We start from the raw sequence: 25,787 nt of genomic DNA, 5'->3' as shown, positions 1-25,787 counted from the left end.
GGCATAACCACGCTCGCCTGTGGTTATGGGTCCCGGCTCAAGGCCGGGACGACACCTTTTGTTACTGCAACGATTGCAGACGCTTCCTACAGCCGCTCGACGATGGTCACGTTCGCCATGCCGCCGCCTTCGCACATGGTCTGCAGGCCGTAACGCTTGTTGTTCTGCTTGAGTGCATTGACCAGCGTGGTCATCAGCTTGGTGCCGGAGCCGCCGAGCGGATGGCCAAGCGCAATCGCGCCGCCGTTGATGTTCAGCCGTGCCGGATCAGCGCCCGTCGTCTTCAGCCACGCCACCGGCACCGCGGCGAAGGCCTCGTTGACCTCGAACAGGTCGATGTCGTTGATCGACATGCCGGCCTTCTCCAGCGCCCGCTTGGTGGCGTGGAGGGGCGCATCCAGCATGATCACGGGATCGCCGCCCATCATGGTCATGTGATGGATGCGCGCCAGCGGCTTGACGCCGAGCGACTTCAGGCCGCGCTCGTTGACCACCATGACGCCGGAAGCGCCGTCGCAGATCTGGCTGGCGCTGGCAGCGGTATGCTTGCCGTTCTCGGCGATCAGCTTGACGCCCTTGATGCCGTCGAGGCTGGCGTCGAAACGGATGCCCTCGTCGATGTGGTGGGTATCAGTCGAGTTGTCGGCGCGGGTGATCTGCAGCGGAACGATTTCGTCCTTGAACTTGCCGGCTTGCGTCGCGGCGATCGCACGCTGATGGCTCTCATAGGAATAGGTGTCGAGCTGTTCCTTGGAGAGCCCGTACTTCTCGGCCATCATTTCCGCGCCGGTGAACTGGCTGAACACGATGTTCGGATATTTCTGCTCGAGGCCCGGGCTCTTGTAATGGCCAAAACCGTTCTTGGCGGGGAGCTGCGAAGCAAGGCCCATCGGCACGCGCGTCATCGATTCCACACCCGCGGCGATCACGATGTCCATCGAACCGGCCATCACGGCCTGTGCCGCGAAGTGAAGCGCCTGTTGCGACGAGCCGCATTGGCGGTCGACCGAGGTGGCAGGCACGCTCTCGGGAAGCTTGGAGGCCATCACCGCGTTGCGGGCGATGTTGTTGGACTGCTCGCCGGCCTGCATCACGCAGCCCATGATCACGTCTTCGATTTGCGCAGGATCGACGCCTGAGCGGTCGACCAGCGAATTCAGCACGGAAGCGGCAAGATCGGCCGGATGCCAGCCTGCGAGACGTCCGCCCTTGCGGCCGCCCGCGGTGCGCGCAGCGGCGACGATATAGGCCTCGGCCATGTCTGTTCTCCCTTGGATTGTTATGGATGGCGTTTTGAAAGATGGGCCGGATTTAAGGGGTGGTCCGGGATTTAGTCAATCAATCAATTAACTCTTGAGTGCAGCCGCGGCATGCGCTTATGTGCGGCCCGGATTTCCGGCAGGCAGTGATGGCTTCGCAATTGAATACCAGCGTACCGACGAGGCTTCCGGGCGGTAAAAACAGCACCGCCGAGAAGCTGCTTGTCGCGGCGAGCGAGCTGATGATCGAGCGTGCCTCGATCGAGGTCTCGCTGTCCGACATCGCGCAGAAATCCGGCGTCAACGCAGCCCTGGTGAAATACCATTTCGGCAACAAGGACGGGCTGTTGCTGGCCCTGCTGGCGCGCGACGCTGCCACCGAGATGTCGCAGCTCGAATATCTGATCAGCCAGCCGATCTCGCCGACTGCAAAACTCAAGCTGCATATCGGCGGCATCATCCGCGCCTATTATCAGTTCCCGTATATGAACCGGCTGATCCATTATCTGCTGCATGAAAGCAGCACGGAGGCGGCCGACGAGGTGTCGAAATTCTTCGTCGCGCCCTTGCTGGAGTTCCAGCGGCGGCTGCTTGCGGAGGGCATCAAGGCCGGCGAGTTCCGCAACATCGACCCGGTCATGTTCTACACCAGCCTCGTCGGCGCCTGCGATCACCTGTTCTTCGGCCGCCACGCGATGTCGCGGGCGACCGGCGTCGGCCCGGTCACCGACGAAGTCTGCCGCGAATACATCAAGCATATGGAAGCGCTGATCTGCGGCGGCATGCTGAACGGAAAAGAAAAAGGTGCCGCCGGATAGCGACCGCGACACTCAGTAGTCTACGAATCCAGAGAAGAAACTCCCAAGGAAAGGTTGTTACCATGCAGTTGCAAGACGTAGCCGTTCTCATCACCGGCGGTGGCTCCGGCCTCGGCGCCGCGACCGCCCGCGCCATGGCCGCCAAGGGCGCGAAAATCGGCGTCATCGACCAGAACAAGGAAAACGCCGAAAAGGTCGCCGCCGAAGTGAAGGGCGTTGCCCTCCATGCCGACGTGACCGACGAAGAGGCGATCAAGGCGGCGATTGCCAAGGCCGAAGCCGCGCACGGTATCGCGCGCGTGCTGATGAACTGCGCCGGCATCGGCGGATCGCAGCGCACCGTCGGCAAGGACGGCGTCTATCCGCTGGCAAAGTTCGTCCGCATCATCAACGTCAATCTGATCGGCACCTTCAACGTGCTGCGCCTGTTCGCCGAGCGTCTCGCCACTGCACCGCCGATCGGCGAAGAGCGCGGCGTTGCCATCAACACCGCTTCCGTCGCGGCCTATGAAGGGCAGATCGGCCAGATCGCCTATTCGGCCTCGAAGGGCGGCGTCGTCGGCCTCACGCTGCCGGCGGCTCGCGACCTCGCCAGCCTCAAGATCCGCGTCAACACCATCGCGCCCGGCCTGTTCCTGACGCCGCTCTTGATGGGCCTGAACGAAGAGGCCCGCAAGAGCCTCGGCGCCCAGGTGCCGCATCCGGCCCGTCTCGGCGATGCCTCGGAGTACGGCAACCTCGCGGTTCACATCGTCGAGAACCCGATGCTCAACGGCGAGACCATCCGTCTCGACGGCGCCATCCGCATGGCGCCGCGGTAAGCACACTCTATCGTCGTCCCCGCCTTGTGCGCAATTGCGCACTGGCGCGGGGACCCATACTCCGCGGCGGCTCTTGTTGCAGAAGGTCTCTGCCACCATGCCTCATCGATACGACACGGCGTATGGGTCCCGGCTCGCGCTTCGCTTGGCCGGGACGACGATGGATGGGAGATCCGCGTGACTCAACCGCTGCTGATCGAGCACAATGACGGCGTCGATTGGGTCACGCTCAATCGCCCCGATGCCCTCAACGCGCTCGATCCCTCGCTGATCGACGCACTCAACACCTATTTCGAAGGCCTGCAGCGCAATCGATCCACCCGCGTCGTGGTGCTGAAGGGCGCCGGTGCGTCGTTCTGCGCCGGGCTTGACCTCAAATATGCGATGAAGCGCCGCGCCGGCCAGCAGGAGCCGCCGGGCGTAACCGAGTCGCTGGATTCGCAGCGGCGCATTGCCGACATCGTGATGCTGATGCGGCGTTGTCCGCAGCCGATCATCGCCTTGGTTCAGGGCGCGGCCGCCGGCGGCGGTTTTGCGCTGGCGCTCGCCGCCGATATCCGCATCGCCACAAAATCCGCGCGGATGAACTGCGCCTTCATCAAGCTTGGACTCGGCGGCTGCGACATCGGCACCTCCTATTTCCTGCCGCGCCTCGTCGGCGTGTCTGTGGCCTCGGAACTGATCCTCACCGGTCGCTTCATCGGCGCCGAACGTGCGCTTGCGGTCGGCCTCGTCTCCGAAGTCGTCGAGGAAGGCGGGCTTGATGCCGCGGCCGAGCCTTACGTCGATGCGATGATGACGGCCTCGCCGGTGGGGCTCAGACTATCCAAGGAATGCCTCAACATGAGCGTCGATGCCGGCTCGATCGAGGCCGTGATCGCGATGGAAGACCGCAATCAGGTGCTGTGCAGCCGCTCGGAAGAATTCAACGAGGGCATCAGGGCCTTTCTCGAAAAGCGAAAGCCTGTCTATATCAAGCGATGACGACAAGATCCGCAAAGGACTGAATTCCGGGAGACGCAATATGAGTGGGAGTGCAGCCGCAGTGCTGACAAAGCCTGCCTTTCGCAAGATCGAATGGCTGGCGCGCGACATCGCGGTCGAGCGTCGTCCTGATGGCGTCATCATCCTGAAGTCCCGCATTCCGCTGCAGCCTTACGAGAAGCATATTCCGGCGTCGCTTGCGAAATGGGCGAAGCAGGCGCCGGAGCGCATCTGGCTGGCGCAACGCGGCGGTGCGGACCGGCAATGGCGGAAAGTCTCTTACGGCGAAGCCAAGCGCATCGTCGACGGGCTGACGCAGGGGCTTCTCAACCTCGGCCTCGAAGATCGTCCCGTTGCGATCCTGTCAGGCAATTCGATTGAGCATGCGCTGATGACGCAGGCCGCGATGCAGGCGCGCTCTCCCGCGGCACCAGTCTCGCCGGCCTATTCGCTGATGAGCCAGGATCATCTCAAGCTCAAATATCTCTTCGACCTGATCAAGCCTGCCGTCGTGATGGTGCAGGACGGACCGACTTTTGAGAAGGCGCTGAAGGCGCTCGATCTCACCGGCGTCACCGTCGTTCACGTCGCGCGCCCCTGCGATGGCATCAGGAGCGTGTCCTTTGCCGGCCTCGCCGCAACGCCAGTGTCAAATGCGGTCGAGGACTCGATTTCGAAAATTACGCCGAAGACGATCGGCAAGCTGCTGTTCACCTCGGGTTCGACCGGCATGCCCAAGGCCGTCATCAACACGCAGGAGATGATGTGCGCGAACGCGGCGATGATGATGCAGGTGCGCCCGCGCGATCCCGACGGGCCGATTGCGACCGTGCTGGACTGGATGCCGTGGAACCACACCATGGGCGGCAATGCTGCGTTCCATCCAATCCTGGTCGATGGCGGCACGCTCTATATTGACGACGGCCGGCCGATGCCCGGCCAGCTCGAAGAGACCATCCGTAACCTGCGCGAAGTGTCGCCGACCTATTATGCCAATGTACCCGCCGGTTACGCGGCGCTCGCCGCTGCCATGGAGAGGGACGATGCGCTGTGCCGCAGCTTCTTCAGGAACCTGAGCGTGATGGCCTATGGCGGCGCGCGGCTGCCGGACGATCTCTACGAACGCATGCAGGCGCTGGCGGTGAAGACCACCGGCCAGCGCATCGTGTTCTACACCGGCTGGGGCTCGACCGAGACCGCGCCGACCTCGACCGGCACCTATTGGGACACCGAGCGCGTCGGCCTGATCGGCCTGCCGTTCCCCGGCGTCGAACTGAAGCTGGTGCCGTGCGGCTCGAAGTACGAACTGCGCCTGCGCGGCGTCAACGTCACGCCGGGCTATTTCGGCCAGCCTGATTTGACGAAGAAGATGTTCGACGAGGAAGGCTTTTATTGCATCGGCGACGCCGGTGTATTCGTCGATGACAACGATCCGCTGCAGGGCATCATCTTCGCCGGCCGCGTGGTCGAGGATTTCAAGCTCACGACCGGCACCTTCGTCCATGTCGGCTCGCTGCGCACCGATGCGATCGCGGCCGCGACGCCTGTTGTGCACGACGCGCTGGTGGCCGGGCAGGACCGGGAGTTCATCGGGTTATTGGCCTGGCCCAATCTGCACGCCTGCCGGCAGATAACAGGCAATCCCGATGCGACGTTCGAAGACGTGGTCAGGCATCCCGAAGTGATCGCCTGCCTGAAACGAGGTCTGGAAGCGCATAACGCATCCGCCACCGGCAGCAGCATGCGGATTGCGCGCGCCATGCTGATGGCCGAGCCGCCCTCGATCGACGGCAACGAACTCACCGACAAGGGCTACATCAACCAGCGTGCCGGCCTCGAACGCCGCGCCGCCTTGGTGGAAAAGCTTTACGCCGAGCAGCCCGGCAATGATGTGATTGTACTGCAATGAAGACGAAGCTCTCACCACCCGTCATTCCGGGATGGTCCGAAGGACCAGACCCGGAATTTCGAGATTCCGGGTTCGCTTCGCGCCCCGGAATGACGGTTTCCCCTTTCCATCCTCAAGCCGAGTAACACGCCATGAACTTCGATTTCTCCGACGAACAAAAACAGATGCGCGACGAGGCGAGGAAGTTTCTCGCCGAAAAGTGCCCGCCGAAGGCCGTGCGTGAGGTGCTCGACGGCAAGGCGCCGTATGACAAGGCGCTGTGGCAGGGGCTTGCCGAAATGGGCTTCCTCGGCGTCGCAATCCCCGAAGCGTTCGGCGGTGCGGGCGCCGGCCATCTCGAACTCTGCGTGATTGCGGAAGAAATGGGCCGCGCGAATGCGCCGGTGCCGTTCTCGTCCACCGTCTACCTCGCCGCCGAGGCGCTGCTGCTGGCGGGCACCGACGCGCAGAAGCAAAAGTGGCTGCCGAAGATCGCGAGCGGCGAGGCGATCGGTACGCTGGCGCTGTTCGAGGGCAAGGGCAATCCTTCGCCGAAGGCGATCAAGCTGCAGGCCTCCGGCGGCACGCTCACCGGCGTGAAGAAGCCGGTGCCGGATGGCGCGATCGCTGATTTCGCAGTGGTCGCCGCGCGCACCGGCTCGACCGGGCGCGACGCCGACATCTCGCTGTTCCTCGTCGACCTGAAGGCCGGCGGCGTCGAAGCCAAATCGCTGACCAATGTCGATCCGACCCGGGGCCAGGCCGAACTCACGTTCAAGAACGCCAAGGCCGAACCGCTCGGCGCGGCCGGTGATGGCTGGAGCATCCTGACCCAAGTGCTCGACCGCGCGGCTGTGCTGCTCGCGTTCGAACAGGTCGGCGGCTCCGATCGCGCACTGGAAATGGGCCGCGACTATGCGCTCGACCGTATCGCCTTCGGCCGCCCGATCGGCTCGTTCCAGGCGGTAAAGCACATCCTCGCCGACATGTATGTCTCGGCGACGCTGGCGCGCTCGAATTGCTATTACGGCGCCTGGGCGCTCTCGACCAACGCATCGGAATTGCCGGAGGCCGCAGCGGCTGCCCGCATCAGCGCGACGCAGGCGTTCCAGCACTGCTCCAAGAACAACATCCAGGTTCACGGCGGCATGGGTTTTACCTGGGAGTTCGACTGCCACATGTACTACCGCCGCGCCAACACGACCGCGCTGACGCTCGGCAGCCTGTCGTACTGGGAAGATCAGTTGATCGACCGCATGCGCAAGAAGAACGCGGCTTAACGTTGGATCGTAGGGTAGGTTAGCGAAGCGTAACCCGCCATCGGCCAGCAAGGATGCTCGACAAGAATGGTGGGTTACGCCTTCGGCCAACCCACCCTACACAGACAGCGAGAAGCGCCATGAACTTCGACGATACCCCGCAGGAAGCCGCGTTCCGCACTGAGGCCAAGGCGTGGATTTCAGCCAACGCGCCGAAGCAATACGAGGAAGAACTTCGAAAGTCCTCGCTCGGCCGCACCGTGCTCAAGGGCGCCAATATTCTCGAGGTCGCAAAGGCCTGGCAGAAGAAGAAGGCCGATGCCGGCTGGGCCTGTCTGCACTGGCCGAAGGAATATGGCGGCCGCGGCTCGTCGCCGATCGAGCGCGTGATCTGGCAGCAGGAAGAGGGCCCGTTCGGCAAGCTCTCCGGCATGTTCATCATCGGCCACGGCATGTGCGGGCCGACCATGATGGCGTTCGCCGGTGAGGAGCAGAAGCGAAAATACCTGCCGCCGCTGGCCTCGGGCGAGAAGGTCTGGTGCCAGTTGTTCTCCGAACCCGCCGGTGGTTCCGACGTGGCGGGCCTGCGCACCCGCGCCGAGAAGAAGGGCGACGACTGGATCATCAACGGCCAGAAGATCTGGACCTCGGGTGCGCACTACTCTGATTACGGCATCCTGCTGACTCGGACAGACCCGAACGTCGCGAAGCACAAGGGGCTGACCATGTTCTTCCTGGACATGAAGAGCCCGGGCGTCGAGGTGCGGCCGATCAAGCAGGCCAGCGGCCAGTCCGACTTCAACGAGGTCTACTTCACCGATGTCGTGATCCCGGATTCGCAGCGGCTGGGCGCCGTCAATGACGGCTGGAACGTCTCGCTGACCACGCTGATGAACGAGCGCATGTCGATCGGCGCCGGTGTTTCGACCGGCTTCCCGGAATTGTTCGACTTCTGCAACAGCCTGATGCTGGAAGAAGGACCCGCGATCGAGGACCGCAGTGTTCGCTCGAAGCTTGCGAACTATGCGGTGAAGGCCAGCGGCCTCCGGTACACCAGCATGCGCGCGATCTCGGCGCTGTCGAAGGGCGAGCGTCCCGGTCCGGAAAATTCCATCGGCAAATTGGTCGCGGGATCGATGGTCCAGGAAGTCGCGATGTACGCGCTCGACCTGCAGGGCGCCGCCGGCGTGCTGAGCGGGCCTGAAGACGCCGAGGTCGCCGGCAAATTCCAGGCGATGCTGCTGCGTGCGCCGGGCACCCGCGTCGAAGGCGGCACCGATGAGATCATGCGCAACATCATCGCCGAGCGCGTGTTGGGTCTGCCGGGTGATATCCGGGTCGACAAGGACGTGCCGTTCAACAAGATCCCGACCAAGGGCCGGGCGTAACAAGAATCGTAGGGTGGGTTAGCGAAGCGTAACCCACCATTGCCAGCAACGAAGCTCGATAGAACTGGTGGGTTACGCCTTCGGCTAACCCACCCTACGAAGAAAAAGAGGTCCGCCATGAACTTCGACGATACTCCGCAGGAAGCGGAATTCCGCGCTACCGCACGCAAATGGATCGAGGCCAACGCGCCGAAGCAATATGAGGCGGAGCTTTCCAAATCCTCGCTCGGCCGCATTCGGCTGGAGAAGGAAGAGATCGTCGATGTCGGCAAGGCCTGGCAGAAGAAGAAGGCCGAAGGCGGCTGGGCCTGCCTGCACTGGCCGAAGGAATATGGCGGCCGCGGCGCCACCCCGATCGAGAAGGTGATCTGGCAGCAGGAGGAGGGCGTTTACGGCAAGCTGACGCAGCCGTTCCAGATCGGCGAGGGCATGTGCGGGCCGACGGTGATGGCGTTCGGCAGCGAGGAGCACAAGCGGCATTATCTGCCAAAACTCGCCTCCGGCGAACATATCTGGTGCCAGTTGTTCTCCGAGCCGGCCGGCGGCTCCGACGTTGCGGGCCTGCGCACGCGAGCGGAGAAGAAAGGCGACAACTGGATCGTCAACGGCCAGAAGATCTGGACGTCAGGCGCGCATTATTCCGACTACGGCCTTCTGATCACCCGCACCGATCCCAATGTGCCCAAGCACAAGGGCCTGACGATGTTCTTCCTCGACATGAAGAGCAAGGGCGTCGAGGTGCGGCCGATCAAGCAGGCCAACGGCATGCAGGAGTTCAACGAGGTCTATTTCACCGACGTCGTGATTCCCGATCACCAGCGTCTCGGCGCCGTCGGCGACGGCTGGAACGTGTCGCTGACCACGCTGATGAACGAGCGCATGTCGATCGGTTCGCGGCTCGCGACCGGCTTTCCCGAAATGTTCGAGTTCTGCTCGAACCTGATGACCGATGACGGGCTCGCGATCGACGATCCCGCGACGCGTTCGAAGCTTGCGAGCTGGGCGGTGAAGGCGAGCGGCCTGAAGTACACCAGCTACCGCGCCATCTCTTCGCTGTCGAAGGGCGAGCGGCCGGGCCCGGAAAATTCCATCGGCAAGCTGGTGTCCGGCACGATGCTGCAGGATATCGCGACCTACGCGATGGATCTGCAGGGCGCTGCCGGCGAACTCACCGGCGCTGACGAACAAGCGGCGAGCGGCCAGTTCCAGCAGATGCTGCTGTCGTCGCCCTCGATGCGCATCGCCGGCGGTACCGATGAAATCCTGCGCAACATCATCGCCGAGCGCGTGCTGGGCCTGCCCGGCGATATCAGGGTCGACAAGGACGTGCCGTTCAACAAGATCCCGACCAAGGGGCGGTGATCTCTCGTGTCCCGGACGCGGTGCAACGTGCCCCGGCGATGCGAAGCATCGTCCGGTGCGCTGCGCCGCAGAGCCGGGACCTCCAACTAGGCCCCGGCTCAGCAGCGCACCACTTCGTGCTGCGCTGCGTCCGGGGCACGAAAGTGAGCTGTGCTATGGACGCTACCGTGGATCAAGAAGATCGTATCGGCGTGCTCGAGGAGCTGTTGAACGAGCGCTATTCTGTTCGCGCCTTCCTGCCGCAGGAGGTGCCGCGCGGGACAATCGAGCACATTCTCAACGTCGCGCAACGCACGGCGTCATGGTGCAACAGCCAGCCATGGCAGGTGCTGATCGCCAGCGGCGAAGCCAAGGAAGAATTTCGCAAGGCGATCTATGCCGAGGCCGCGTCCGGCGCCAAGGACGACCATGATTTCACGCCGCCGCGCGAGTATCTCGGCGTCTATCTCGAACGCCGTCGCGAGAGCGGCTTTCAGCTCTACAACACGCTCGGCATCGTCAGAGGCGACAAGATGGCCTACGCCAAACAGGCGCTGGAGAACTACAACTTCTTCGGTGCGCCACATGTCGCTGTTATCCACACCGACGAGCCGCTCGGCATTTATGGCGCGGTCGATTGCGGCGCCTATGTCTCCAACTTCATGCTGGCGGCGCAGGCGCTCGGCCTTGGTACCATTCCGCAAGCCGCATTGGCGCGCCATTCCGGGCTGATCCGCCGCCACTTCAAGCTGGCCGACGATCGCAAGGTGGTTTGCGGTATCTCGTTCGGCTATGCCGACCACACCCACAAGGTGAACAGCTATCGCACCTCGCGGGCGAGCGTGGCTGATACCGTCACCTATATCGATTGAACCGGAAACAAAAACGCCCCACTACGTGGAGCGTCAGGCGGGTATTCAGCGGTACCGCTCTAATTCAACAGGCCGTCCGTTTGTTGGGGTTTAGCAGCGCTGGCCCTTCGACAGCCGGCACTGGCCGCTGCCCGGTTGGCTCTTCGGATCGCTGTGGAACACAGAAGAATCAACGTCATACGCCTACAAACATGAAACCGGGCAGCCGCGGGCTTGACCCGGGCAGCCATCGGCTTCAAAGCAGGCTGCCATCTTTTCGATGGATTGCGGGGTCATCCCCGATCAGGTCGGGGACAGGCGCCCGGCAATGACGAGATGGAAAAAACGGAAGGCCTCCAATGAAATTTGGACCCGCAAAGCACTTCATCGCGCTCCTGCTGGCAGCCCCATTGCTCGCCGGTTGCCTCGAACGCGGCCAGCCGACCATGGTCGACACCAGCGCCGACGACGACGCATTCTGCCGCTCCAACAATGTCGCCGTGGGTTCAAACGATTACGTCAACTGCCGCAAGAACCGCGACGTGCAGCGTGGCAATGCCAACGCCCGCGCCGACCGTGCCCAACGCAATATGGCCGAGCAGATGCTGAACAATCCGGTCAGGCCCTAACCAGGAGGCCCTCATGAACGAAGACGTGTTCAACGCCAGCCTGCGTAGATTCCTCAAGAAGGTCGGCATCACCTCGCAGCGCGAAATCGAAAAAGCCGTGCGCGACGCCATCGAGGCGGGCAAGCTCAAGGGCCATGAGAAGCTGCCGGCAAGGATGGTTCTGACGATCGGCGGCGTCAGCCTCTCGCATGAGATCGACGACGAGATCGAGCTCGGGTAGGCGCGAACAGGTCAAGCTTATCAGTATCCCAGACGTGCTGCGGCGCACCGCACGAAAGGTCGGGTTTCGCTTGTCAGGCAACCTCAGACATTAAATACTGATGCGGACGAGCAATTTCATACAAAATAGACCAGCAAGGCTCCGGCAGTTTAACTGAATAGCGTACTCAGCGGGTGCACCATGAGTCTGGAGGTGGCCGCAACTGAAGCCTCCCCGACACGCTCCTCGATTCGGTGGCCGCCGTGGGCCATTACGATCGCTGTCGGAATCGCTTTTTTTCTCGCAGCGCGTCTTAGCCTCGCTTTGCTCGACAAGGCGGATGGCGTCGCGGTGTTCTGGCCGGCAGCGGGTGTAGCTTCCGGTTTCGTGGTGGCGTTCGGTTCGACCGTGCGGTGGCCGGTTGTCATCGGCGTGGTCGCTGCCACTTTCGCGGCCAATCTGCTCGGCGATCGCAATCTTGCCAGCACTACATTTTTTGCTGTGGCCAATGCTTGTGGCCCCCTCATTGTCGCAGGGCTCATCCAGCGATTCTTTGGCGTAGCATTTGAGCTCAATGAGCTGCGTCGTGTCTTTGGATTGTTCGGCGCCACGATAGCTGCAGCTTTTGTTAGCGGTATCGTAGGCACGCTTGGGTTTGTGTTCTTTCACTCCTCAGCCTCATCCGCTGTGACGATATGGCGTCACTGGGTCGCTTCCGAAGCGCTCGGCACCATTACAGTCGCGCCGCTTGTGATCGGGCTCGCTTCATTCTTGCGCGACGCTCCGCCACCGCGCGAAATTGCGGAGGGGACCTTCGCGCTTGCGATCGTGGGTACACTGTGCTTGCTCCTGGTCTTTCTGCCGAATGAGCCATGGATACTCGAACTGGCGATTGCCTCGTTCTGTCCGCTGTTCGTGTGGATCGCTGCCCGTGTTCGCCCCGCCTTTACGGCTGTCGCCACGTTCATGTGCGCGATCACGATTGTGTGGACAACGATACTTGGCGTTGGCCTTTTCGGCGATGCGCGTTTGCCGCTCGATGAGCGAGTCTTGTCTGCTCAAGCGACCATTCTGGCCACTTCGTTCGGTGCACTCGTTCTGGCGGCTCTGTTCAGTGAGCGGCGGACACACGAACTCGCGATCCTCGAAAGAGAGCAGCGGCTGGAAGAAGCGCTTCGGGCTGGCGCTGTGATAACGTTTGATTGGGACCTTCGCGCCGAGCGGGTACGGCTGAGCCAGAATGCGGCGGAAATCCTCGGTCTCGGGCCGAGAGAATCTCTCAGCAGCGAGGAGTGGATAAGACAAATCCACCCTGACGATCGCCCGTCGATCAGAGCCCGCTCAAGCACCGCCGGTTCGGACGAGCACCCACATTCGATGACGTTCCGATTTTTGCGGCCGGATGGCCGCAGCGAAGTGTGGCTGGAGCAAGCTGCAGTTACGCACTTTGACTCAAAGGGAAAGCCCACGCGCATCAACGGGTTGACGACCGACGTCACGGAGCGAAAACGATTTGAAGAAGAGGTTTCCCGAGCTTGGAGGTCGGCGGAATTGGCCGATCGGGCAAAATCCAGCTTTCTTTCAGCCGCCAGCCATGACCTGCGACAGCCCTTGCAAACCCTCAGGTTCTTGCAGGCGACCCTTGAGCCACACCTCCCGGATGGTGAGGGACGCCGCCTGGTCAGCGGAATTGCGAAGTCTCTCGACACGATGTCCAGCATTCTGTCGAGCCTGCTCGACGTCAATCGCCTGGAGGCCGGGAGCCTCCATCCGTCGAAGAGCGATTTCGCGATCAATGAAGTATTTGATTCCCTGAGAGCCGATTTTGCCGATTCCGTTGCTGACAAGGGATTGCGGTGGCGCCTTGTCCGTTCGGGACTGCTGGTCCGTAGCGACAAGAGAATGCTCGAAGCAATGTTGCGCAATCTGCTGTCGAACGCGGTACGATATACAGATCGTGGGAAAATCCTGCTGGGCTGCCGGCGCGCGGGCGATAAAGTTCGGATCGAAGTCTGGGATAGCGGCATCGGTATTTCGCAGGATCAGCTGCCTCAAATATTTCAGGAGTACTACCAGGGCTCCGACGGCGCGGAGCGCGGTGGCTTCGGATTAGGTCTGGCTATCGTCAGACGGATAGGGGAGGTGCTGGACCACAGAATCGGTGTGCGCTCCACACCGGGCAAGGGCACCGTGCTTTCGATTGAGGTTCCGCGCGGAGATTCAAACGGTGATGCCGCTGAAAGACCGCAGGCGCCGACATATGAGAGGGGCGACTTCCCCGGCGTTATTCTTGCGGTTGAAGACGAGGCGACCGTCCGCGCCTCGCTAAGCCGCATGCTGAAAATGAGAGGCGTAGAGGCAGTCGTGGTCGCAACGGCGGATGACGCGCTAGCTCGAGTCAGCCGGCAGGAAATTCGGCCCGACTTGCTGTTGTGTGATTACAATCTTCGCGGATCGGCAAACGGCGTTGACACGGTCAATGCGCTGCGTGCGGCACTAGCCTGGAACGTCCCGGCCATTGTCATGACTGGTGACATTCGCTCGGAAATTGTGGACTCGATTGCTGGACAGGGCATTTCTGTCCTGATCAAGCCGTTTTCGGCGGATGAACTTCTACAGCACGTTACACGGCTCTACCAGGGATCGACTTCCGGCAATCCAGCCAGCCCGGCTGGGTGGTGATTGCATATGGGTCGGGATGCAGGATCCGCTGAAACAAAAAACGCGGCAGGTTGCCCCACCGCGTTCAACATCAGCCGTAGCCGATAACCTTACTCCTCGTCGTCCTGCTTCTTGCCGCCGATCGTCTTCAGCTTGGCGAACACGGCGTCGACGTTGAGGTCGTCTTCGGTCTTCTCGCTCGGCTCGAATTCCGGCTCCTTCTTGGTGGTCTCCGAGGCCGGCAGCAGCGTCGCGCCGCCATAGGCTGCGGGCACGGGCTTTTCCTTGGCCGCACGCTGCACCTCGAAATCGAGCTCGATCTGCGAGCAGAGGCCGAGTGTCACCGGGTCCATCGGGGTCAGCGTCGAGGCATTCCAGTGGGTGCGGTCGCGGACGCTCGCAATGGTCGTCTTGGTGGTGCCGACCAGGCGCATGATCTGCGCGTCCTTCAGCTCGGGGTGGTTGCGGACCAGCCACAGGATCGCGCTCGGCCGCTCGTGGCGGCGCGACACCGGGGTGTAGCGCGGGCCCTTCTTCTTGGCGGCCGGCGGCAGGACAACCTTGCTCTCGCCGAGCCTGAGGCGGTAATTCGGGTCTCTTTCGCCCTTTTCGATCTCGTCGCGGGTCAATTGGCCCGTCGAAATCGGGTCCATGCCCTTGATGCCTTGGGCGGCGTCGCCGTCGGCGATGGCGCGGACCTCAAGGGGGTGCATTTTGGTGAAATCGGCCACCTGGTCGAAGGTCAGCGCAGTATTGTCAACCAGCCACACGGCAGTCGCTTTTGGCATCAGCGGTGCATTGCTCATGGCAAATCTCCTTTGTGCCTCGCCCACCTCTTTTGGAGGCGAAGCCTATGGTCATCGGTGATGACGGGAATTAGCGCGCTATATACGCCTTCCCGGGGTATTGGCGCAATGGTCTGCTAAAGTGCCTTGACAGAGCCCGAAAGCAGTCCCAAGTCCTTATGCGAATTGGCCGTTCCCAGCCCGCCGGCTAGGGGTGATTCGGTCTCCGAGATAGCCCTTATGCCAGTGAAACCAGACCTCAGAATCGTGCTTTGTTCTCCCCGCGGCTTCTGCGCCGGGGTGGTGCGGGCCATCGATACCGTCGAACGGGCGCTCGCCATCTATGGCGCCCCAGTCTATGTCCGTCACGAGATCGTGCACAACCGCTACGTGGTCGACAGCCTGAAGACCAAGGGCGCGATCTTCGTCGAGGAACTCGCCGAAATCCCCGACAATACTAACGCGCCGGTGGTGTTCTCGGCCCATGGGGTTCCCAAATCGGTTCCGGCCGACGCCCGCGCCCGCAATTTCTTCTCGCTGGACGCGACCTGCCCACTGGTGACGAAAGTGCACCGCGAGGCGGCGATCCACTTCAAGCGCGGCCGTGAAATCCTCCTGATCGGGCATTCCCACCACCCCGAGGTGGTCGGCACGCTCGGCCAGTTGCCGGCCGGCGCGGTGACGCTGATCGAGACCGCGGAAGACGCCAAGACGTTCACACCAAAGGATCCGAACAACCTTGCTTTCGTGACCCAGACGACGCTGTCGATAGACGACACCGCCGAGATCGTTGCGCTGCTCAAGGAGCGCTTCCCGAACATCAACGGGCCGCACAAGGAAGACATCTGCTACGCCACCACCAACCGCCAGCTTGCGGTCAAGAAGGTGGCGCCGGTGGTCGATGCGCTGATCGTGGTCGGTGCGCCGAACTCGTCGAACTCGCAGCGCCTGCGTGAAGTCGCCGAGCGCGAGGGCTGCCCGGTCTCGGTGCTGGCGCAGCGCGCGAGCGATCTCGACTGGACGCGTTTTGAAGGCATCAAGAGCCTCGGCATCACGGCCGGCGCCTCCGCGCCGGAAGTGATCGTCGAGGAAATCATGGGCGCCTTCGCCGAGCGTTATGAGCTGCATGTGGAGACGGTCTCGGCCGCGGAAGAGAACGAGTTCTTCCCGCTGCCGCGTTCGCTGCGACCCGACGCCGCCTGAGGTTTCTCATGGCGGTTTACACCGACGTCGCCGCCGAAGACCTCGCGGAGTTCATGAAAGGCTACGACATCGGCGAGTTGCTCTCCTACAAGGGCATCGCCGAGGGCGTCGAGAATTCCAACTTCCTGGTGCATACGAGCAAGGGCGCGTTCATCCTCACGCTCTATGAAAAGCGCGTGGCGGTGGACGACCTGCCGTACTTCCTGTCGCTGATGGCGCATCTGGCCGAGCGCGGCGTGCGGTGCCCGCAGCCGGCGCGGAATCGCGCGGGCGAGGTCTACAGCGAACTGGCCGGGCGTCCCGCGGCGATCATCAACTTCCTCGAAGGCGTGTGGCCGCGGCGGCCCAACGCCGCGCACTGCGCCGGCGTGGGCGAGGCGCTCGCGAAAATGCATCTGGCGGGTCGGGATTTTCCGATGTTCCGGAAAAATCCGCTGTCGGTCGAGGGCTGGCGGCCGTTGTTCGATCTCGCCGCGCCGCGTGCGGATAGCGTCGCGCCCGGCTTGCAGGACTTCATCGCGCGCGAGCTCGATCACCTCGAAGTGCACTGGCCGAAAGATCTGCCGCCCGGCGTCATCCATGCCGATCTGTTTCCCGACAACGTGTTCTTCCTCAGCGATAAATTGTCGGGGCTGATCGACTTCCCGTTTTCCTGCAACGACATGTTGGCCTACGACGTCGCGATCTGCCTGAACGCGTGGTGCTTCGAAGCGGATCATGCCTTCAACGTCACCAAGGCCCGCGCGCTGCTCAACGCCTATGGCCGCGAGCGTCAATTGTCTGAGGCCGAACAGGAGGCGCTGCCGCTTCTGGCGCGCGGCGCTGCGCTGCGTTTCCTGCTGACGCGGCTGGTCGATTTTCTCAACGTGCCGCCGGGCGCGCTGGTGAAGCCAAAGGACCCGCTCGAATATGTCCGCAAGCTGCGCTTCCACCAGAACGTCGCGAGCGTGCGCGATTATGGCCTGACCCAGCCGGGATGCGTCGCTTGAGCGAGCCCCCTCACGTGACGGTCTTCACCGACGGTGCCTGCTCGGGCAATCCCGGCCCCGGCGGCTGGGGCGCCATCCTGAGATTCGGTGACAAAGAGAAAGAACTGAAGGGCGGCGAGGCCCACACCACCAACAATCGCATGGAACTGATGGCGGCGATCTCGGCGCTGGAAGCGCTGAAGAAGCCGTGTGTGGTCGACCTCACTACCGACAGCCAGTATGTGCGCCAGGGCATCACCGCCTGGATTCACGGCTGGAAGCGGAACGGCTGGCGCACCGCCGACAAGAAGCCGGTCAAGAATGTCGAACTTTGGCAGCGGCTCGATGCCGCGCTGAAGCCGCATCAGGTGCGCTGGCACTGGATCAAGGGCCACGCCGGCCACGCCGAAAACGAGCGCGCCGATCAATTGGCGCGTGAGGGCGTGGCGGTGGCGCGGTTGAAGCAGACGGTCGGGAAGTAGGCGGCGGATTTTGCTGCGACAACCAACGGCTGTCGTCACCCGCGAAGGCGGGTGACCCAGTATTCCAGAGGCGTTGAGAAATACGGAGGGGCCGCGGCGTACTGGATCGCCCGGTCAAGCCGGGCGACGACAGCGTTGTTGTGGCGACTTCGTTGCGCGACGACGCGTTCCGCTTACAGCTGCCCCAGCAGCGTATCGCCGCCGGAAACCTCGACCTTGCCAGGAGCCGGTTCGAGGTTGAGCTTCTTGACCACGCCGTCGTCCACCAGCATCGAATAGCGCTTGGAGCGGATGCCGAGGCCGTTGCCGGAGGCGTCGAGCTCCATGCCGATCGCCTTGGTGAAGTCGGCATTACCGTCGGCGAGGAACACCGCTTCGTCGCGCTGGTCGGTGTCGCGCTTCCAGGCGTTCATGACGAAGGCGTCGTTGACCGAGACGATGGCGATGGTGCTCACGCCCTTGTCCTTGATGGCATAGGCGTTGAGGAAGATGCTCGGCAGATGCATCTTGTGGCAGGTGCCGGTGTAGGCGCCGGGCACCGCGAACAGCGCCACCTTCTTGCCCTTGAAAATATCGTCGGTGGTTTTGACCTGCGGACCTTCCGCCGTCATCACGCGAAACTTGGCTTCCGGCAGCTTGTCGCCAACTTGGATCGTCATCGTCAATTCTCCCTCAATGAGCGCTGTTTTGTAGCCCCTGCGGCTCGCCGGCACAATATTCGTAGGCGTCGAAACGGCAACGGTGGCGGCCGTTCACTGTTGCGTCATCAGGGCGAGAATCCCCCTTCGTCCAGGAAGGCCTGCTCCTCTGGCGTGGTCGCACGGCCCAGGAGGCGGTTGCGATGGGGGAAGCGCCCGAACCGGCGGATGATATCGGCGTGGTGCTCAGCCCACTTCGCGCTTTCGGCAAGGCCTGCCCCCCGTGAGAGCTCGATGCAGCGCACCTGGTCGGCCAGATGCTCCGAATGCATGAACGGCAGATAGAGGAATTCACGCAAAGTGGGATCGATCCGCGCGTCCACGCCGCGATCGACGGCGCGGCGCGCCACTTCGCGCGCCAAGGCGTCGCTGGCATAGGTCCTGATATCGCCGCGGAACATGTTGCGGGGAAACTGGTCGAGCACGATGACGAGCGCCAGCGCGCCGTCATCGCTCGTTTCCCATGCCGATAATTCACCGGCTGCCGCTCGCTGCCACAGGCCGAGAAATCGCTGGCGCACCCCCGCGTCGAAGGCGTCGTCGGGCATGTACCAGCGGTCAGGGCCGGCGTCGCGCCAGAAAGCCAAAATATCGGCCGGCGCGACGTGAGCTTCACCCATCGTCAGATTGTCCGCGTGGCCTCTAGGCCGCGGCCTTCTTCTCGTCGCGCAGTTCGCGGCGCAGGATCTTGCCGACATTGGTCTTGGGCAGATCGTTCCTGAACTCGATCTGCTTGGGGACCTTGTAGGCGGTGAGCTGCGTGCCGCAGTACTTGATGACGTCGTCGGCCGAAAGGTTGGGGTCCTTCTTGACGATGAACGCCTTCACTGCCTCGCCCGATTTCGAGTCGGCTACGCCAATCACGGCGCATTCGAGCACGCCGGGGTGGCTTGCGATCACTTCCTCGATCTCGTTCGGATAGACGTTGAAGCCCGAGACCAGGATCATGTCCTTCTTGCGGTCGACGATCTTGGTGTAGCCGCGTTCGTCCATCACGCCGATGTCGCCGGTGCGGAAGAAGCCGTCCGCGGTCATTACGTTCGCGGTCTCTTCCGGCCGGTTCCAGTACCCGGTCATCACTTGCGGGCCCTTGGCGCAGATCTCGCCGGCTTCGCCGAGCGGCACTTCCTTGCCGTCGTCGTCGCGGATCGAGAGATAGGTCGACGGCACGGGAATGCCGATCGAGCCGGAGAACTGGTCGGTATCGGCCGGGTTGCAGGTCAGCGTCGGCGAGGTCTCGGACAGGCCGTAACCTTCCGACAGCGCGCAGCCGGTCACCTTCAGCCACTTCTCGGCAACGGGTTTTTGCGTCGCCATGCCGCCGCCGAACGAGGTCTTCAGCTTGGAGAAATCAACCTTGTCGAAGCCGGGCGAATTCAACAGGCCGTTGTAGAGCGTGTTGACCGCCGGGAAGCTGTTGACCTGGTATTTCATCAGTTCCTTGATGAAGCCGGGCATGTCGCGCGGGTTCGGGATCAACAGGTTGACGCCGCCAGCCCGCATCGCCAGCAGGAAGCACGCCGTCAGCGCGAAGATGTGATAGAGCGGCAGCGCGCAGACGATGAAGAGCTGGTCGACATGCGGCGGCTTCTTCAGCGCCGGCTGCAGCCAGGCGTCGTTCTGCAGCACGTTGGCGAGAATGTTCCTGTGCAGCAGCGTGGCGCCCTTGGAGACGCCGGTGGTGCCGCCGGTATATTGCAGGAAGGCGACATCATCGAGCGTGAGCTTCGGCTTGTCGAGCCTCTTGCCGCGGCCGGCGGAGAGCGCCTCGTTGAACGAGACCGCGCCCGGGAGCGACCAGGCCGGCACCATCTTCTTCACCTTGCGGACCACCAGGTTGACGATCACGCCCTTGAAGCCGAGCAAATCGCCCATGCTGCCGACGATCACATGCTTGACCGCGGTCCTCGCGATTACCTGCTGCACCGTGGTGGCGAAATTCTCCAGAACGATGATCGCCTCGGCGCCGGAGTCCTTGAGCTGGTGCTCGAGCTCGCGCGGGGTGTAGAGCGGGTTGACGTTCACCACGGCATATCCGGCGCGCAGTACGGCGGCGGTCGAGACCGGGTATTGCAGCACGTTCGGCATCATCAGCGCGACGCGGGCGCCCTTTTGCAGGCCCTTGCTCTGCAGATAGGCGCCGAGCGCGGCCGACATATCGTCGAGGTCGCGGTAGCTGATCGACTTGTCCATGCAGATGAACGCCTTGCGGTCGGCGAACTTCGCAAAGCTTTCTTCCAATAGCTCGACCAGCGATGAGTATTGGGTGACGTCGATATCGGCTGGCACGCCGGCCGGATATTGCTTGAGCCAGATCCGCTCCATGGTATTTCCCCTCTGGTTCCGAGCCCGGCTCTGATGTGCATCAGATCCGTGCTCTAATTTTGTTTTGACGCGTTCCTTCATGCGAACCGGTACCCATCCCCGGATCAAGTCCGAGGACATGCTCCGCGCGAAAACGCTATGGGTCCTGTTTCTCGGCCGGGCACGCCTTGTTTTGGGCAGTATTGTGAATGCCGCCGCCGATGGCAAGCGGCTGCGTGCTATCGACGCATTTCGGCGATCTGGAATAGTTCGGCCGAACGGCAGGAAAGCTGCCCAATTACGCGGCTTCCGGCCCGTTAACCAGCCGGCTTGGTTTCGCTCTTGGGTTTAGCGGCAGCGTTCGGCTTGGCAGGCTTCGGCGCGGGCTTTTCTCCGGCGGCGGCGGGCTTGACGGCTCCGGGTTTGGCGGCAGGCTTTCTTTCGGCCGAAGCGGCCGGTTTGGCGGCAGCCTCTGGCTTGGCGTTGGCATGCCTGACCGCGGCAGGTTTGGCGGCGGGCTTTGCGTCGGCTTCAGCCTTGGGCGCCCCGCCGTTAGGCTTCTTCGCCACAATCTTCGATTTCTTGCCGCGCCTTGCCGACGCCTGCTTCTCGGCCTCCGCTGCAACCGCCGCGATCAATGCGGGGCCGGTCTTGGTTGGGCCGGTATAGACCGGAACGGGCTCGGACGGCTGCGCCGCAGCAGCCATCATTTCCGAGGGCTTGCCCATCGGCGGCTGCAGCCCGGCGGTGAAGAACGTGACCGCGGTCTCGCCGGTCGACGCGTTGCCATTGGTGGCGACGACGTCGGCGTCCTCGTCGGTGGCCGGCCGCTTGCGCTTGCCGTTGCACATCTCTTCGCGCAGGTTCGGCGGGGTCGCATCGATCGGAACCAGACTGTCGACGGTGCCAAGCGCGGGCTTCAGCCAGCCCAGCCCGTTGCCGCCGAAGCCGCGCTCCAGCAATTGCGCCGCACGCACCGCGCGCGCCTGTCCCGACGATGCGCCAAGCACGACGGCGATCAGGCGCTTGCCGTTACGCGTCGCGGAGGCGACCAGATTGTAGCCGGAAGCGCAGATGAAGCCGGTCTTGAAACCGTCGGCGCCGGGATAGCGGCCGATCAGCTTGTTGAAATTCTGTGTCACCCTGCGGCCGTAACGGATCGAGGGGATGTGCATGAAGTATTCGTATTCCGGCAGGTCGCGAATGACGGCGCGCGCCAGGATCGCGAGATCGCGCGCCGAGGTGACCTGTCCGTCTGCCGGCAGTCCGTTCGGATTGACATAGCTGGTTTGCGTCATGCCGAGCTTCAGCGCGGTCTGGTTCATCATGCCGGAGAAACGGTCGACCGATCCGCCGACGCCTTCGGCGAGCACCACGGCCATGTCGTTGGCCGATTTCACCATCATCATCTTGAGCGCGTTATCGACGGTGACCTGGGTGCCCGGAGGAAAACCCATCTTGGACGGCGACTCCGAGGCGGCGACCGGCGACACCGTCAGCAACGTGTCGAGCGAGAGACGGCCTTCCTTCACGGCCTTCAGCGTGACGTAGGCGGTCATGATCTTGGTCACCGAGGCGGGATACCAGGGCATGGTGGCGTTGTCGGCCTGCAGGACCTTGCCGGTATCGGCTTCGACGAGCAGCAGCGCCTCGGCGTGCACGACGCGCGGCGTCACGACGGCAAGCGCCGCCACGAGAAGAATCCAGTTCACCGACGGACGGCGAAGCAGCGGGCGAAGAAAATGCACTTTTCCGTTCCGGTCCTTTGAGACCCGCCTTCGAAAAGGAGGTCCTTGAGATCTAGCGTTCGGGTTTCAAGCGTGTCCGGCGCCGTCGCGTTGCGGCAGCGCAAACTTATACCGGCTTGGCGGGCCAGAACAGAGGCCGGGCGATTAAATCGTGGACGAAATCGTAGCAAATTCGGCAATGCCCAAACCGTGATCGCGCTCACGCAGGCCCTATTTGGCCTCGATTCCGGCGCGCGCACTGTCCTGCACCATGAATTGGGCCTTCGCGAGTTCCGCAAAGCGTCCGCCCTTGGCCACCAGTTCATCGAAAGTTCCACTTTCGATCACCCGTCCATTGTCGAACATCAGGATGCGGGTGGCATTGCGGATGGTCGAAAGCCGGTGCGCGATCACAAACGTGGTGCGGCCCTTCATCACCTCATCGAGCGCCGCATTGACCTTGGCCTCGGTGACGGCGTCGAGCGCGCTGGTCGCCTCATCGAGGATCAGGATCGGCGGGTCTTTCAACAGTGCGCGTGCGATCGACAGCCGCTGCCGTTCGCCGCCGGAGAGCATGCGGCCGCGCTCGCCGGCATGGGTCTCGAATTTCTTGTCGCTGCGCTCGATGAAGTCGAGCGCCTGCGCGCGGCTTGCGGCGATGCGCATTTCCTCCTCGGTGGCGTCCGGCTTGCCGACCAGCAGATTATCGGCGATCGAGCGGTTGAAGAGCAGCGCCTCCTGGAACACGACGGCGATGTTACGCCGCAGTGCCGTCAGCTTCAGGCCGCGGATGTCCATGCCGTCGATCTTGATGATGCCGGATTGCGGATCGAAGGCGCGGTGCAGCAGCGCGATCGCCGTCGACTTACCCGCCCCGGTCGGCCCGACCAGCGCGATGGTCTGGCCGGGCAGGGCGGTAAACGAAACGTCTTCGACCGCGGGCCGCTTGCCGTCATAGGAAAACGAGACGTCGTTGAATTCGATGAGGCCGGAAAGCCGCCCGGTATCCATGGCGCCGGGCCGGTCGCGCACCGCCGGCACCGCGTCCAGTACGTCGAAGAATTCCTGCAGGCGCGGGGCCTCCATGAACACGCTGTTGATGAAGCTCACCACCTGCTCGAGCTTCTGGATCAGCATGGTCGCAAAACTCACGAACATCACGATCTCGCCGACCGTCGTCTGTCCCTGTGCGTGCAGATAGATGCCGACGGTGAAGATCGCGAGCACGGTGATGGTGGTGGAGGCGCGGGTGATGACGGTGACCAGCGCCCACCAGCCCAATACCGGCATCTGCGCGGCGAGCAGCTTGTCGGCGACGAAGCGCAAACCCTGAACTTCGGCATCGATCCGCACGAAGCTCTGCACCAGCGCGACATTGCCGAGCGCGTCGGAGGCGCGCGCGGACAGATCGCTGTACTGCGCCTCGACCTCGCTCTGCATGCCGTAGGTCTTGCGCACCACCAGCGTGGTCAGCACCGTGAACACCACGCACAGCCCGAACAACAGGATCGCCAGCCGCCAATTGATGTAAAGCGCCAGCGGCAGCAGCACCACCAGCGACAGGATGGCGGCAAAGTGCTCGCGGAAGAAGGCAAGCCAGAGCCGCCACAGCGAGTCGGTGCCGTTCAGCATCACCTTCATCAGCCGGCCGGAATGGGTGCCGGTGTGGAACGTCAGCGGCAGTTGCATGATGTGTTCGAAATAGTCCGTCAGCACCGCCTGACGCTGGCGGTGCGCCAGTCTGTCGGCGTGGAGCGCGACAATGGCGCTGCAGCCGATGGTGAACAGGCCGAACGCCGCCCACGCCGCCAGCAGCGGCCAGGCCGAGTTCGTCGCCAGCGGACCGGTCTGCGGCTTGCCGGAGAGTACGTCGACGATCTTGCCGAACAGCACCGGCTCGGCGAATTGCGCGCCGGCCAGCAGCAGGTTGGCGACGGCGAGAATCCAGCCCAGCCGCGCCTCCTTGCCGAGCAGTTCGAGGACGCGGGTGTAAAGGCGCAGCATGGACATCTGGTTTAGCGACTCTGCAGCAACGGGGAAGCGATCAGAGGCGCATTCTAATCAGGGATCGCGGTGGAGAACCAGAGCGGGATGAATTTTGTTCCGATCGCTTGCGCGGGCACACCCACCGACCCCCATCCCTGCGCAACGGCTTTGCCGTTGATCGTCCGGAGACGCGCGAAGACGCGCTCCTCACCATGAGGCGTTACATTTTACTCAATTGATCAAACGGCCGTTGAGCGGCGGCAGGAACTGGTCGTCGAAGATGTCGGAGGCCTGCGGCCGCTTCTGAAACTTGAAATCTTCCCCGACCTGGTCGATCGAGCGCTCGAATCGCGCCGAATCGATCGCGCCGATGCCGTTGCGTTTCACTTCGCTGGTCAGGATGTTGTCGCGCAGGATGCTTTGCAGGCGTTCGAGTTCGAGGTCCTTTGAGCCGCCGTCCATGCGATTGGCGACTTCGGCCGCAGCACCTGCAGGGTCCCTGATTGCGAGATTAAGGCCGCCGATCACGGCCCGCACGAATCCCTTCACCGCCTCAGGCTTGGCGGCCGCCAGCGCCGGATTGGCGACAATAGCGAAACCGTAGGCCTCGCAGCCATAGTCGGCGAATTTCAGCACCGCCAGATCGTCGGCCGGCACGCCGCGGTCTCTCAGATTGATCGCCGACAGATAGGAGAATCCGGTCACGGCATCGATCTGACCTGCCGACAACATCGGCTCGCGCACCGCGGCGCTGATGCTGCTCTGTTTCACGCTTTTGATCTTGATGCCGTTCAGGTTTGCCACCGCCGGCCACAGCCGGGCCGACAGGTCGCCTTCGGCGACGCCGAGATTCTTGCCCTCGATGTCGGTCAGCGCGCGGACGCCGCGGCTCTTGCGGGCGATGATGGAATAGGGCGCCTTGTTGGACAGTACGAACACCGCCTTGATCTTCGGGCCGCCCTGCTTGTCCTTGTCGCGAAACCGCATCAGCGCATTGATGTCGACCAGCGCAAAATCGCTGGTGCCTGCCGCGACGCGCGCAATTGCATCCTGCGATCCGCTGGCGATGTTGATGGTGACCGCCAGCGCTTCCGCGCCGAACAGGCCGCCGGCTGCGGCCATCACGAACGGGGCGGCTGCGGCATCGATCGGACGGTCGAGTGAAAACTGGATCGCAAGCGGAGGCCGGGGGTCATCCGCGGCCAGGACATTGCTCGTCATCAAACCCGCAATCGCCCACAGCCCGGCAAGGGAAGCCAAGAGAACACTGAAGAGAACGCTCAGGCGAGAGCGGATGGTGTTGGTCCTGATAGCACGCATCGAGATTACATCAGCACGAGGTGGGACAAGTTGCCGCGCCGGCGATGACTGTTTCGTGACATCGCCGACGGCATGAATCGCTCTTCGGCGAGCCATTCTGCAGCATCTAACCTGAACGGTCGATGACTGCCATGATTTTGCCAGGGATCGTTCAGCTGCCGTTCGGATTGGGGAACCTAGTATCCCCTCGGTGGTTAGCTAACTGAGGCCTGTCGG

The 25,787-nt window shown here is 62.9% G+C and carries 22 protein-coding genes; 14 read left to right on the top strand and 8 right to left on the bottom strand.

The window, feature by feature from the left end; all coding sequences use genetic code 11:
• Window positions 1–86 precede the first annotated feature (86 nt).
• Window positions 87–1,259 (bottom strand): acetyl-CoA C-acetyltransferase, encoded by a 1,173-nt coding sequence (locus KIP88_RS29145; protein WP_214491540.1) that lies wholly within the window; start codon window positions 1,257–1,259, stop codon window positions 87–89.
• Window positions 1,260–1,408: 149 nt separating this feature from the next.
• On the opposite strand from KIP88_RS29145, the gene KIP88_RS29140 reads away from it, so the two are divergent.
• The 11 genes from KIP88_RS29140 to KIP88_RS29090 all read left to right on the top strand — a co-directional run bounded on the left by KIP88_RS29140 (window position 1,409) and on the right by KIP88_RS29090 (window position 14,119).
• A complete protein-coding gene (locus KIP88_RS29140; RefSeq protein WP_214491539.1) occupies window positions 1,409–2,077 on the top strand; it encodes a TetR family transcriptional regulator in 669 nt (222 codons plus the stop codon).
• 62 nt (window positions 2,078–2,139) lie between these two features.
• Window positions 2,140–2,898 (top strand): SDR family NAD(P)-dependent oxidoreductase, encoded by a 759-nt coding sequence (locus KIP88_RS29135; RefSeq protein WP_212442804.1) that lies wholly within the window; start codon window positions 2,140–2,142, stop codon window positions 2,896–2,898.
• A gap of 177 nt (window positions 2,899–3,075) precedes the next feature.
• Entirely contained in the window at window positions 3,076–3,882 is an 807-nt protein-coding gene (locus KIP88_RS29130) for an enoyl-CoA hydratase/isomerase family protein (RefSeq protein ID WP_214491538.1), read from the top strand.
• A gap of 40 nt (window positions 3,883–3,922) precedes the next feature.
• Window positions 3,923–5,791: an AMP-binding protein gene (locus tag KIP88_RS29125; RefSeq protein ID WP_214491537.1), complete on the top strand. Its 1,869-nt coding sequence runs from the start codon at window positions 3,923–3,925 to the stop codon at window positions 5,789–5,791.
• A gap of 131 nt (window positions 5,792–5,922) precedes the next feature.
• The gene (locus KIP88_RS29120; protein WP_214491536.1) at window positions 5,923–7,050 is read left to right on the top strand and encodes an acyl-CoA dehydrogenase family protein; all 1,128 of its coding nucleotides are present in this window, start codon (window positions 5,923–5,925) and stop codon (window positions 7,048–7,050) included.
• A gap of 119 nt (window positions 7,051–7,169) precedes the next feature.
• Window positions 7,170–8,417, top strand: a complete 1,248-nt coding sequence (locus KIP88_RS29115) for an acyl-CoA dehydrogenase (RefSeq protein WP_214491535.1) — start codon at window positions 7,170–7,172, stop codon at window positions 8,415–8,417.
• A 117-nt stretch (window positions 8,418–8,534) separates the two neighbouring features.
• Window positions 8,535–9,779, top strand: coding sequence for an acyl-CoA dehydrogenase (locus KIP88_RS29110; RefSeq protein ID WP_214491534.1), 1,245 nt, complete (start codon window positions 8,535–8,537; stop codon window positions 9,777–9,779).
• Between the two features lie 155 nt (window positions 9,780–9,934).
• Complete coding sequence (locus KIP88_RS29105; RefSeq protein WP_214491533.1) at window positions 9,935–10,630, top strand: nitroreductase; 696 nt, start codon at window positions 9,935–9,937, stop codon at window positions 10,628–10,630.
• 338 nt (window positions 10,631–10,968) lie between these two features.
• The gene (locus tag KIP88_RS29100) at window positions 10,969–11,238 is read left to right on the top strand and encodes a hypothetical protein (protein WP_214491532.1); all 270 of its coding nucleotides are present in this window, start codon (window positions 10,969–10,971) and stop codon (window positions 11,236–11,238) included.
• A 13-nt stretch (window positions 11,239–11,251) separates the two neighbouring features.
• Window positions 11,252–11,458: a DUF6494 family protein gene (locus tag KIP88_RS29095; RefSeq protein ID WP_214491531.1), complete on the top strand. Its 207-nt coding sequence runs from the start codon at window positions 11,252–11,254 to the stop codon at window positions 11,456–11,458.
• Window positions 11,459–11,638: 180 nt separating this feature from the next.
• Window positions 11,639–14,119 carry an ATP-binding protein gene (locus tag KIP88_RS29090; RefSeq protein WP_214491530.1) on the top strand — a complete coding sequence of 827 codons (2,481 nt, stop codon included), beginning with the start codon at window positions 11,639–11,641 and terminating at the stop codon, window positions 14,117–14,119.
• A gap of 89 nt (window positions 14,120–14,208) precedes the next feature.
• On the opposite strand, the gene KIP88_RS29085 is transcribed toward KIP88_RS29090, so the two are convergent.
• Window positions 14,209–14,904 carry a DUF1013 domain-containing protein gene (locus tag KIP88_RS29085; RefSeq protein ID WP_214491529.1) on the bottom strand — a complete coding sequence of 232 codons (696 nt, stop codon included), beginning with the start codon at window positions 14,902–14,904 and terminating at the stop codon, window positions 14,209–14,211.
• Window positions 14,905–15,123: 219 nt separating this feature from the next.
• Between KIP88_RS29085 and ispH the strand changes: the two genes are divergently transcribed.
• From ispH to rnhA, 3 genes are read left to right on the top strand one after another with little or no spacing between them, the layout of a single operon-like run.
• Window positions 15,124–16,086, top strand: coding sequence for a 4-hydroxy-3-methylbut-2-enyl diphosphate reductase (ispH, locus tag KIP88_RS29080; protein ID WP_214491528.1), 963 nt, complete (start codon window positions 15,124–15,126; stop codon window positions 16,084–16,086).
• 8 nt (window positions 16,087–16,094) lie between these two features.
• Complete coding sequence (locus KIP88_RS29075) at window positions 16,095–17,075, top strand: homoserine kinase (RefSeq protein ID WP_214491527.1); 981 nt, start codon at window positions 16,095–16,097, stop codon at window positions 17,073–17,075.
• Window positions 17,072–17,536 (top strand): ribonuclease HI, encoded by a 465-nt coding sequence (gene rnhA, locus KIP88_RS29070; RefSeq protein ID WP_214491526.1) that lies wholly within the window; start codon window positions 17,072–17,074, stop codon window positions 17,534–17,536. Before KIP88_RS29075 ends, rnhA begins: the two co-directional genes overlap by 4 nt.
• A 173-nt stretch (window positions 17,537–17,709) precedes the next feature.
• On the opposite strand, the gene KIP88_RS29065 is transcribed toward rnhA, so the two are convergent.
• The 6 genes from KIP88_RS29065 to KIP88_RS29040 all read right to left on the bottom strand — a co-directional run bounded on the left by KIP88_RS29065 (window position 17,710) and on the right by KIP88_RS29040 (window position 25,571).
• Complete coding sequence (locus KIP88_RS29065) at window positions 17,710–18,195, bottom strand: peroxiredoxin (RefSeq protein WP_108512187.1); 486 nt, start codon at window positions 18,193–18,195, stop codon at window positions 17,710–17,712.
• 107 nt (window positions 18,196–18,302) lie between these two features.
• Complete coding sequence (locus KIP88_RS29060) at window positions 18,303–18,854, bottom strand: DUF924 family protein (protein ID WP_214491525.1); 552 nt, start codon at window positions 18,852–18,854, stop codon at window positions 18,303–18,305.
• Window positions 18,855–18,876: 22 nt separating this feature from the next.
• Window positions 18,877–20,559, bottom strand: coding sequence for a long-chain fatty acid--CoA ligase (locus tag KIP88_RS29055; protein ID WP_214491524.1), 1,683 nt, complete (start codon window positions 20,557–20,559; stop codon window positions 18,877–18,879).
• A 296-nt stretch (window positions 20,560–20,855) separates the two neighbouring features.
• On the bottom strand, window positions 20,856–22,286 hold the full coding sequence (locus KIP88_RS29050; protein WP_214491523.1) for a D-alanyl-D-alanine carboxypeptidase family protein: 1,431 nt from the start codon (window positions 22,284–22,286) through the stop codon (window positions 20,856–20,858).
• Window positions 22,287–22,496: 210 nt separating this feature from the next.
• Entirely contained in the window at window positions 22,497–24,275 is a 1,779-nt protein-coding gene (locus tag KIP88_RS29045; RefSeq protein ID WP_214491522.1) for a glucan ABC transporter ATP-binding protein/ permease, read from the bottom strand.
• A 207-nt stretch (window positions 24,276–24,482) separates the two neighbouring features.
• On the bottom strand, window positions 24,483–25,571 hold the full coding sequence (locus tag KIP88_RS29040) for an ABC transporter substrate-binding protein (protein WP_214491521.1): 1,089 nt from the start codon (window positions 25,569–25,571) through the stop codon (window positions 24,483–24,485).
• Window positions 25,572–25,787: the final 216 nt, after the last annotated feature.

Origin of the sequence: Bradyrhizobium sp. SRL28, from assembly GCF_018596315.1 — a bacterium.
In the GTDB taxonomy this organism is placed as follows: Bacteria; Pseudomonadota; Alphaproteobacteria; order Rhizobiales; family Xanthobacteraceae; genus Bradyrhizobium.
This window is presented reverse-complemented; position numbering and strand designations above follow the sequence as displayed.

What these genes read in the sequence shown, in the direction of transcription:
- KIP88_RS29100 (WP_214491532.1), top strand. Translation starts at nt 10,969, where the DNA reads ATGAAATTTGGACCCGCAAAGCACTTCATCGCGCTCCTGCTGGCAGCC.
- KIP88_RS29115 (WP_214491535.1), top strand. Translation starts at nt 7,170, where the DNA reads ATGAACTTCGACGATACCCCGCAGGAAGCCGCGTTCCGCACTGAGGCC.
- KIP88_RS29075 (WP_214491527.1), top strand. Translation starts at nt 16,095, where the DNA reads ATGGCGGTTTACACCGACGTCGCCGCCGAAGACCTCGCGGAGTTCATG.
- KIP88_RS29090 (WP_214491530.1), top strand. Translation starts at nt 11,639, where the DNA reads ATGAGTCTGGAGGTGGCCGCAACTGAAGCCTCCCCGACACGCTCCTCG.
- KIP88_RS29125 (WP_214491537.1), top strand. Translation starts at nt 3,923, where the DNA reads ATGAGTGGGAGTGCAGCCGCAGTGCTGACAAAGCCTGCCTTTCGCAAG.
- KIP88_RS29060 (WP_214491525.1), bottom strand. Translation starts at nt 18,854, where the DNA reads ATGGGTGAAGCTCACGTCGCGCCGGCCGATATTTTGGCTTTCTGGCGC.
- KIP88_RS29045 (WP_214491522.1), bottom strand. Translation starts at nt 24,275, where the DNA reads ATGTCCATGCTGCGCCTTTACACCCGCGTCCTCGAACTGCTCGGCAAG.
- KIP88_RS29055 (WP_214491524.1), bottom strand. Translation starts at nt 20,559, where the DNA reads ATGGAGCGGATCTGGCTCAAGCAATATCCGGCCGGCGTGCCAGCCGAT.
- KIP88_RS29120 (WP_214491536.1), top strand. Translation starts at nt 5,923, where the DNA reads ATGAACTTCGATTTCTCCGACGAACAAAAACAGATGCGCGACGAGGCG.
- ispH (WP_214491528.1), top strand. Translation starts at nt 15,124, where the DNA reads ATGCCAGTGAAACCAGACCTCAGAATCGTGCTTTGTTCTCCCCGCGGC.
- KIP88_RS29135 (WP_212442804.1), top strand. Translation starts at nt 2,140, where the DNA reads ATGCAGTTGCAAGACGTAGCCGTTCTCATCACCGGCGGTGGCTCCGGC.
- KIP88_RS29095 (WP_214491531.1), top strand. Translation starts at nt 11,252, where the DNA reads ATGAACGAAGACGTGTTCAACGCCAGCCTGCGTAGATTCCTCAAGAAG.
- KIP88_RS29105 (WP_214491533.1), top strand. Translation starts at nt 9,935, where the DNA reads ATGGACGCTACCGTGGATCAAGAAGATCGTATCGGCGTGCTCGAGGAG.
- KIP88_RS29140 (WP_214491539.1), top strand. Translation starts at nt 1,409, where the DNA reads ATGGCTTCGCAATTGAATACCAGCGTACCGACGAGGCTTCCGGGCGGT.
- KIP88_RS29065 (WP_108512187.1), bottom strand. Translation starts at nt 18,195, where the DNA reads ATGACGATCCAAGTTGGCGACAAGCTGCCGGAAGCCAAGTTTCGCGTG.
- KIP88_RS29040 (WP_214491521.1), bottom strand. Translation starts at nt 25,571, where the DNA reads ATGCGTGCTATCAGGACCAACACCATCCGCTCTCGCCTGAGCGTTCTC.
- KIP88_RS29110 (WP_214491534.1), top strand. Translation starts at nt 8,535, where the DNA reads ATGAACTTCGACGATACTCCGCAGGAAGCGGAATTCCGCGCTACCGCA.
- KIP88_RS29085 (WP_214491529.1), bottom strand. Translation starts at nt 14,904, where the DNA reads ATGAGCAATGCACCGCTGATGCCAAAAGCGACTGCCGTGTGGCTGGTT.
- KIP88_RS29145 (WP_214491540.1), bottom strand. Translation starts at nt 1,259, where the DNA reads ATGGCCGAGGCCTATATCGTCGCCGCTGCGCGCACCGCGGGCGGCCGC.